Below are 7,375 nucleotides of genomic sequence, written 5' to 3' on the forward strand. Positions count from 1 at the left end.
TAATAAAAAGGCGGTTTTCAAAAATAATGAATTATTATGATTCTGAAAAAAAATTTTATATCGCAACTTCGATTGTCTATGCTTCTTCTATTCCTCATATTGGCAATATTTATGAAATTATTTTAGCAGATGTGGTTGCACGTTTTAAAAAAATGGAAGGATACAGTGTTTATTTTCAAACAGGTACAGATGAACATGGTCAAAAAATAGAAAGAAAAGCAAACCATAAAGGAATTCCAACTAAAATTTATGTTGATCAAATATCTCAACAAATTAAAGAAATTTATAGTCAAATGAATATTCAATATGATTTTTTTGTTAAAACAAGTGATTTGTTTCATAAAATAAAAGTTCAAAATATTGTTAATCAGTTAAAAAAACAAAATGATATTTATTTAGGGGTTTACGAAGGATGGTATTCTGTTAATGAAGAAAGTTATATTTCAGAAAAAGATTTAATTAATGGAAAAACAGTTCATGGAGAAATTCCGATTTGGGAAAAGGAAAAAGTTTATTTTTTTAAATTATCTCGATATAAAAAAAGATTATTACAATATTTGAATCATGATCCTGATCTTGTTCTACCTCATTCTATTAAAAAAGAAATTTTAAATTTATTAGACAAACCACTTATAGATTTATGTATTTCCAGAACTTCTTTAAAATGGGGTATTAATTTTCAATTTGATCCAGAACATACAGTTTATGTTTGGATTGATGCTTTGTGTAATTATATAACAGGTTTAGAATATTATTCTCAAAAAAATAATTATTCATTTCAAGCATTTTGGCCATGTGATCTTCATATAATAGGTAAAGATATTAGTAAATTTCATTTAATTTATTATCCTATTTTATTGATGGCTTTAAATTTACCTTTGCCTAAAAAATTTTTAATTCATCCTTGGATTTTGTTTAATGATAAAAAAATGTCTAAATCATTGAATAATGTTATTTATGTAAGTGATTTATTAAAAATTTTCCCTGTAGACGCAATTCGTTATTTTGTTTTAAATGAAATTCCTTATAATTCTGATGGAATTTTGACTTATGATCTTTTATTTGAAAGATACAATAAAGATTTAGTTAATACCCTTGGTAATTTAATAAGTCGAACTTTAGGAATGATTGTTAAATATAAAAAAAATCATTTAAAAAAAATTTATCCTTCAAAAGAAACTTTTAAAATATCTGAAATGATTGATTTAGAAAAAAAATCTTTAGAAACTTTTTCATTAGTTAAAAAATATATGAAATATTATAGAATTGGTGATTCTTTAAAATCTATTTTTAAATTAGCTCATTTATGTAATAAATATATTGATTTAAAAAAACCATGGGAATTATTTAAAAAACCAGAAGATTCAGATAAATTAGATTCTACTCTATATAATTTAGTAGAAACTATACGTTTTATAGGTGTTTTATTGCAATCTTTTTTACCTGAGACATCAAAAAATATTTTAGAACAAATAAAATCAGAGGAAAATACTTTTAAAAGTTTAGAATATTTTGGGATCACTCAAAATAAAGAATTAAAATTAGAAAAAAAATTATTTACAAGGTTAAATAAAGAAGATTTTTTTAAAAAAAATATTTAACAGAATATTTATTTTTTTCTATTGGTTGGTAATAAGCAATATAATTTTTTTTTTGATCCATAACAACAAAAGATTGAGTAGTTATAATTTGTCTTTGATCTAAAATAATACCATTTTTTACTAAATTAATAAGATAATCACTTAAAATAATTTTTTGTTTTTTTTGAAATAAAATTTTGTGATTGATTAAGTTATTTAAACTAATTGATTCTATTTTTTGGGCTTTGTTTAAATTATAAGGACCTATTTTAGTTCTAGTTAAACTGTTTAAAGCGCCATAAGTATTCATTTTATCAGCTATATCTCTTGCTAAACTTCTAATGTATGTTCCTTTGGAAACATTTGTTTGAAATTGAATTATATTATTTTTTAAACGTCCAAGCATTTTTAAATTATGGATATAAATTTCTCTTGGAGGAATTTTTATTTTAATATTTTTTCTTGCTAAATTATACATTTTTTCTCCCCTAATTTTTATAGCTGAATACATTGGAGGAGTTTGTAAATATTTTTTTTTATTAAAATAAGAAAAAACTTTTTTTATTTTTTGTTCTGAAATAAAAGCATTGGATTTATCTAAAATTTTTCCGTTAATATCTAACGTATCGTAATTATAATTAAAAATTATACTTCCTACGTATTTTTTATTTAAATTTTCGAATAAAAAAGTTAATTTAGTAGCTTTATTTACTAAAATGATTAAAAGTCCTTCGGCTAATGGATCTAAAGTTCCTGTATGACCGACTTTTTGAAAATTAAATTTCTTTTTAATTAAATTCACAATATCATGGGAAGTCATATTTTTTTCTTTATTAACTAAAAAAATTCCATCCATAATTATATTAATCTTTTAATTTTTTTCTATGAAATGTGATAATTCTTGTTCAGAACACAAGCCAATTTTTCTTTCTACTTCTTTTCCAAATTTGAATAATATTAAAGTAGGAAAACTTGTGATATTATATTTTAAGGTTAATTTAGGATATAAATCAACATCAATTTTAATAAGTTTGATATTTTTATTTTTTTGAATAAAGCTATCTAAAATATTCATTAATATTTTGCAAGGTTTACACCAATTAGCGAAAAAATCAATTAAAATGATTTCTTCTTGATTTATTAAAGTTTTTAAAGTTTCTGCATTTATAACAAGATCATTATTTTGAGACATATTTTTTTCCTTTTATAAAATTTTATAATTTTTTTATTTTTAAATTTAATGATATTAAAAAAAATATTTATTATAAATTTGGTTTATAAAATTGTTTACATTTAATAGAATTTAATTTATCAGTAAATTTACCTTTTTCTGTTTTTTCTAAATTTTCTTGTAAAGTATTTAATTTTGAATCTATATCATCCAAATGCCATAATAAAAGAGCTTCGGTTATTAGAGGTTCTTTAAAAGAACCATATTGTAACAAGCCGTGATGAGATATTAATAAATGTTTTAAAATTAAAACTTCTTCTTTATCATTATATCCTAATCTATTTGATTCTTCATGGATAATATTTACTCCTAAAATTAAATGCCCTAATAAAACTCCTTCTATTTTGTAAGTTTTAGATATAAAATCAAATTCTTTTATTTTTGCTATATCATGTAGAATAATTCCACAATTTAATAAATCTTTATTGATGAAAGGGTAGATTTGGCTATAATAATTAGACATTCTTAACATATTATAAGTATGTTGACCTAATCCGCCGTAAAAATTATGGTGCATTTTACAAGCAGCAGGAGAAATCAAAAAATTTTTTTTATTTTTTTGGTATAAATTATTTGTTATTTCTTTCAAAATAGGATTTTTAATTTTGTCTAAAATTTTATTAATTTGTTTATCAATTTCTTCGAAAGAAATATCTGAACATTTAAAAAAAATTTTATAATAATAATAAATTTTTTGCCAATCTAAAATATCTTCTATTAATTTATATTTCTCGCATATTAAAATTTTTTTTTCTTTTTTGGCGATATATTTTGTTTCAAAAAAATAAATTTTTTCTTTATGTGGGACATCAAAATCAAAATTTAATTTGATATTAACAGAAAAATTTTCTACTAACAAAAGATCCACGTTAATAAAATTTTCTCCTTTATTTATGCTGTTTATTTTTCCTATAAAAGAAAATTTAGTATCTATTTTTTTATTTTTTAAAAATTCTGTTTGATTCATTTTTATCTTTATTTTATTTTTATTTTATTCAAAAATATTTTCAATCATGAATAAAAATAATTTTTATCATACTTTAGTAAATTTATTCATTAATTACCCTTATGATAACATAAAAATAAAATTTTTAAAATATTTTTTAAATTTTTTAACAATAAAAAAACTTAAAAAATCATTTACTAGGATTAACTTTAGTGATATTTAATATCTTTTTTAAAAACTAATTTTTTTAAATAAGTTACAAAAGATGAAATACTACATAAAATAAATAATATATATAAAATAAAAATAAGAAAAATTTCTTTTTTTATTTTTATATTATAAACCTTATTCTCTACATATCTATTTTTTATTATTATTTACATTTAATTATTTAATTCTTGTTTCAAAATTGTATAGCTATATTTTCAATTTATTTTTAAAGAAAATTAATTTTTATTTTAAAATATTATTCATTTTTCTAAATTTTTAAATTTTTTTTAAAAAAAGATTTATTCTGATTTTTAAATAACATTTTTTTAACAAATTAAAAAAAAGATTATAATTTTTTGAGCTATTACAAAAGTAAAATAGAAAAAATCCACAATTAAATAATTTACAAAAGTTAATTCAAAAATAAAAAAAATATTTTTTAAATTTTTATATCATAAAAAATATTTTTGTTATTTTTTTGTTATAATAATTTTGTTCGGTTTAGGTAGTAATATAATGTTATAATTACTTCTATTTTTTTATTATTACTTAACCTTAGACAGGAAATAGAATTTGTGAATGCACAAAAAAATATAAAAGAAAAATTTTTTATTATTATTGCTATTATTATTTTTATTTCTTTTTTTATTTTTATTTTAAAATCACTTAATACAAAAATACAACAAACACCAGAAATTATTTCTGAAAAAGATAAAAAAAATATTTTGAATGATAAAGGTAATTTTTTAAATAATAATTTCATAAAAACAGATTTAATAGAAATTAAAGAAGAATCTAAAAAAGAAGAAGAAATATTAAAATCATTTGAAGTGACTCAAGAAGAATGGGATAAAATTTTAATTTATTTTAACCGTTATTTTGATTATTATTATTCTAAAGAAAAATTACCTTCTCTTGATTTTTTACAACCAGAAGCAAAAAAAATAATTCAGAACTTAATAACATTAAAAGAAGAGTTTATAAAAAGGAATAATTTACCAGAAATGTTGAAAACTCTTAAAGAAAACGAAATTTGGATGATTTCTACTCAAAATGAAATAAATTTTTTACAAAATGAGATCAATAATTGCTTTAGTCAAAAAGATTTATTGAAAAAACAAAAAATTCAAAAAGAAATTGAAAAAGAAATTTTGAAACAAGAAATCGAAAGTAAAAAGATTTTTTTAAATCAAAATCAAAATAATGAACAAATAAAAACTGAAGTCAACAAGTTACAAAATAAAATTTCTAAAATTGTTAACGAAATAACTGAAATTAATATAGAATTAAAGAAATTAGAAGATAATTATGATTATTATCGAGATTCTTTAAAAAGTAATGAACAAATTAAAAAAAGTATAAAAAAAATGATTGAATCTAAAAATAAATTTATTAGTTTGTCGAATTCAGTCGATGATTTAAAAAAATACTTTATCATTAAATAATAATTTAAAGAAATTATTATTTATAAATTAAGACTTTTTTAAAAATCGCACTTCATCCTATCCACTATACAACAATATGAAGAGGTTACATTGGCAACATAGAATAAAAAATAAAGAAAAGAATTAATAATAAAGACCAATTTTAAAATTGGTCTTTTTTTGTTTTTTAAAAAAAGATAACCCTTCTAATAAAAAAATATTGAAGGAAGAAAAATGATAAAAAAGGCATTTTTAAAAAAACAAAACAAGAGAAATGGAACTTGAAAAAGAAAGAACAGAAGCTAAATTAAAGAAATCTGAAGCAGAAAAAGAAGCTTTAAAAACAGAATATGACGTTAAATTAAAACAAGTAATAACTGATTTAATTCAATCAGAAGAAGAAAATAAACGTTTACAAGAAGAAATAAACAAAATTGAAAATGATTTAAAACAAAATCAAAACACAGATCAAACTTTAATTAAATTATTAGATGCCAAAAATGAAGAATTAAAGAAACAAAAAGAGAAACAAAACACTTTAAAAGAACATAAAAAAAATTTAGAAGAAATTATTAAACAAAAAGATGAAGAAATCAAAGAATTAGAAAAAACAATTGAACAACAAATAACAGAAATAAATACTTTACAAGAAGAAAATGAAAAATTGTTGAAATTATATCTAGAACAAAATGAACATATCAAACAATCAGAAGGAGAAATTAAAGGTTTAGAAACCGCTAATACTGCTTTAGGAGGAGAAAACCAAGAATTAAAACATCACATTGAGTTATTGAAACAACGATTACATGAAGAAGAAAAAAGACATAAACAAACTAAAAAGGATTTAAATGATAAAATAAACGAATTTAATGAAAAAGAAGAAGAATTAAATAAAAAAGTAAAAAAATTAAATAATGAAAAAGAACAATGGGACGGTTTTGGCAATCAAGCTGTGGGGATCCAAGTTAAATTTCCTAACACCTTTGAAAAATTAGAAAAAATGACAAAAAATCTTTTTGGGTGGTCATAAAGTTGAGAAAATAAAAAAAAGAAGGTCAAAAAAAATTTGATCTTCTCTGTTTTATGTTAAAATAAAGCATAAAAGTTTTTTAAAAAAAGAGTTTTTTATGTATTTTTTGAAAAATAAAAAAAAATAATCACAAAGTTTATATTACTTTCATTACTTTCATTACTTTCATTACTTTTATTTTGGATAATCAAAACAGTTACTAAACCTCGTTATTATAATTACACAATCCCAGCACCTAAAATAGAAATTGAAAAAGAATATTTTAGTACTCGAGATGAAAAAGGTAATTTTATAGAAATACCGATCAATAAAAATACTTTCCCTCAACCTCATCTCAACAGAGAAGGTAAATGGATGTTGGCTAATGTCGGTGAAGGAAAACACAAAATTGAGGTAAAATACACTTTTTATGGTTTAAATGGGTTAAAAAACTGTCAATATCCAGACAAAGTACCAAAAGATTTAGAAAAGTTTGTTCAAAATAATCCTTTTAGTCAGTGGCATTCTGAAAATGACCAATTTTTCGTTAATATTGGAAATACAAGAGCTAATGTAGGTTTTACAAAAATACCACCTACTCTTCATACAGACAAAAACGCTTCTTTATTAACTAAAGAACATATAGATAGTACTGGAATGATGATAAATACAAGTTTTGTTCAAAACAAAATAGATTTCCGTTACAACGGCCCTAAATATGTTCTAGACATGGATCAAGATTTCTATTTATGTGAAATCCCAATTCCATTCACTTCTAAAGAAGGTATATATACTAAAAACTATTCTTTACACTTTAATCCTGTGAAAAATTATCTTACTATTTATCCTGAACCAATGAATAAACATTTAAAATAAAAAAAGAAATTAACAATAAACCCTTTTTTCTCTCTTTAAATCATTTATAATGAAAATGGTTTATTTTGAGAGATAAAAAAGAGAAGTGAGAGAAAAGAG

Annotated in this window: 7 protein-coding genes; 4 read left to right on the forward strand and 3 right to left on the reverse strand. The window is 20.5% G+C overall.

Going from position 1 to position 7,375, the window contains the following annotated elements:
* Window positions 1–26 precede the first annotated feature (26 nt).
* Complete coding sequence (metG, locus tag Q8777_RS00675) at window positions 27–1,601, forward strand: methionine--tRNA ligase (RefSeq protein WP_318676211.1); 1,575 nt, start codon at window positions 27–29, stop codon at window positions 1,599–1,601.
* Here the strand turns inward: metG and truB are convergent.
* The 3 genes from truB to Q8777_RS00690 all read right to left on the reverse strand — a co-directional run bounded on the left by truB (window position 1,585) and on the right by Q8777_RS00690 (window position 3,778).
* Window positions 1,585–2,436: a tRNA pseudouridine(55) synthase TruB gene (truB, locus tag Q8777_RS00680; protein ID WP_318676210.1), complete on the reverse strand. Its 852-nt coding sequence runs from the start codon at window positions 2,434–2,436 to the stop codon at window positions 1,585–1,587. The two genes, metG and truB, sit on opposite strands and share 17 nt — an antisense overlap.
* A gap of 15 nt (window positions 2,437–2,451) precedes the next feature.
* Window positions 2,452–2,772 carry a thioredoxin family protein gene (locus Q8777_RS00685; protein ID WP_318676209.1) on the reverse strand — a complete coding sequence of 107 codons (321 nt, stop codon included), beginning with the start codon at window positions 2,770–2,772 and terminating at the stop codon, window positions 2,452–2,454.
* 70 nt (window positions 2,773–2,842) lie between these two features.
* Window positions 2,843–3,778, reverse strand: a complete 936-nt coding sequence (locus Q8777_RS00690) for an HD domain-containing protein (protein ID WP_318676208.1) — start codon at window positions 3,776–3,778, stop codon at window positions 2,843–2,845.
* 764 nt (window positions 3,779–4,542) lie between these two features.
* Here Q8777_RS00690 and Q8777_RS00695 point away from each other — a divergent pair.
* The 3 genes from Q8777_RS00695 (at window position 4,543) to Q8777_RS00705 (ending at window position 7,276) form a co-directional block, all read left to right on the forward strand.
* Window positions 4,543–5,412 (forward strand): hypothetical protein, encoded by an 870-nt coding sequence (locus Q8777_RS00695; RefSeq protein ID WP_318676207.1) that lies wholly within the window; start codon window positions 4,543–4,545, stop codon window positions 5,410–5,412.
* Window positions 5,413–5,665: 253 nt separating this feature from the next.
* The gene (locus Q8777_RS00700) at window positions 5,666–6,421 is read left to right on the forward strand and encodes a hypothetical protein (protein WP_318749433.1); all 756 of its coding nucleotides are present in this window, start codon (window positions 5,666–5,668) and stop codon (window positions 6,419–6,421) included.
* 354 nt (window positions 6,422–6,775) lie between these two features.
* On the forward strand, window positions 6,776–7,276 hold the full coding sequence (locus tag Q8777_RS00705; RefSeq protein ID WP_318676205.1) for a hypothetical protein: 501 nt from the start codon (window positions 6,776–6,778) through the stop codon (window positions 7,274–7,276).
* Window positions 7,277–7,375 lie beyond the last annotated feature (99 nt).

The sequence above is a fragment of the Candidatus Phytoplasma stylosanthis genome (assembly GCF_032886435.1).
GTDB lineage: Bacteria > Bacillota_I > Bacilli_A > Acholeplasmatales > Acholeplasmataceae > Phytoplasma > Phytoplasma stylosanthis.